This is a genomic window from Mesorhizobium sp. M0184, assembly GCF_040322215.1.
Classification (GTDB): Bacteria; Pseudomonadota; Alphaproteobacteria; order Rhizobiales; family Rhizobiaceae; genus Mesorhizobium.
The window spans coordinates 1-1466 of the sequence record NZ_JAMYSZ010000090.1; the positions used below are offsets into that span (position 1 = coordinate 1).

Genomic DNA, 1466 nt, shown 5'->3' on the forward strand with positions numbered 1-1466 from the left:
CTAGGCGATTCACACATTTCGAAGCGCCCATCCATGGGCGATGGACAGGAAGTGCTGCAATCCGTGTCGGAAGGTGATGGGTCCTGGGGCTTTGGACTTTGGATAGCCGTCCCAGCCGCCGAGTTTGGCGATAATCCAGGCGGCCCAAGCGAGGGATTGGGGGGCGTGGGGATTCTTCTGCAGGGCGGTTTTTCCCTCTAGTGTGGGCAGCAGGGCTTGAAGCGTGTCGATTTCGGCGTGGGTGAAGGCGATGGCGGCGTGTTGTGCGGATCGGCCGTCGCGGGCCTGGACGAGTTGCATGACGACACAGGCGGCTCGCGCGGCGATGGCGGTCAGTTTGACGAGCCGTTCGGCGGTCTCCAGTTGGCTGTCTTCCAGCTGAAGCCCCTGCTGTTTGAGGGTGCGGAAGAACTGCTCGATGGTCCAGCGCATGCGATACCAATCGACCATCCGCCAGGCCATGGCCGCGTCCTCGACGAGATGGGTGGTAAGCAGTCGCCACAGGATCGGCTCGGCGCCCTGCGGCGGGTCGATCTCGGTTACCTGCACCAAGCTCACGCTCACCGTCTTGGGCAGGCCCTCTTCAATCGTGTTGTCGGGGCGCACGACCTCGACCTGGGCAAAGCTCGCCACCAGCCGGGCCGTGCGCGCCGCCCGACCAGGCCGCGCGCGCAGCTCGACCATGGCCTCTCCGGCGGCCTGCAACGGTGCGGTCGACAGCTTGCCGCCGCCCTGGATCCGGCGGTCGTGCATGGCGCGGGTCAGAATGTGGAAGCCGGGTTCGGGTACAAGCGCCCACTTGCTGTAGATGTCGCTCTCGCGGTCGCTCACCTCGGTCACCAGTGCAGCCGACTTCAACACCGGCTTGGCCGCCGCGGCCGTGCTCAACCAGCGCTCGGACTCCTTGTCGCACAGAGGCCGCTTGGCATGAGCAACCTCCACACGCCCCTCGCGCGTCCACACCCGGCCCGCCACCAGCCCCAGAACGCCGCCCGTCTCGGCATCGATGCCCAGCATCGCGTGCAGCAACACGCCACGGCCGCCGCCCTTGCCAATCTCGCCAAGGCCACGCCGATACTCCGGCGTCGTCGCGAAATTGATCTCACTGGTGTCCTGGATCGCCAGCACATGACGACCGGCGCTAGCCTCAGCCGTCGCAGCGCCCCAACCTTCAATCAGCCTGTCCGTCGTCACCCGAGCGTTCGCCAGGAACCGACAATAGCCCACGATCCCGCTACGGGCTCCTCCAGCCAAGCGGCGCAGGCACACGCTCTCGCGCGACACCATCCGCTCCAGAAGCTGGACCCCCTTTTTTCGAGCCGTTCGTCACCGAACGACCCCAACAATCCCATAGATGACACCGCGACGCCTCCCTCAGTACGTCGCCTACAGAATCACACACCAACCCGACGCCGCAACTCACAGATGAGTCATCGACGCAACGAAAAGATGTGTGCATCCCCTAG

At 65.1% G+C, this 1466-nt stretch carries 1 protein-coding gene; it reads right to left on the reverse strand.

Features of this window, described 5'->3' with window-relative positions; translation table 11 throughout:
- Window positions 1–9: 9 nt before the first annotated feature.
- On the reverse strand, window positions 10–1287 hold the full coding sequence (locus NKJ23_RS34400) for an IS4 family transposase (protein ID WP_352685163.1): 1278 nt from the start codon (window positions 1285–1287) through the stop codon (window positions 10–12).
- Window positions 1288–1466: the final 179 nt, after the last annotated feature.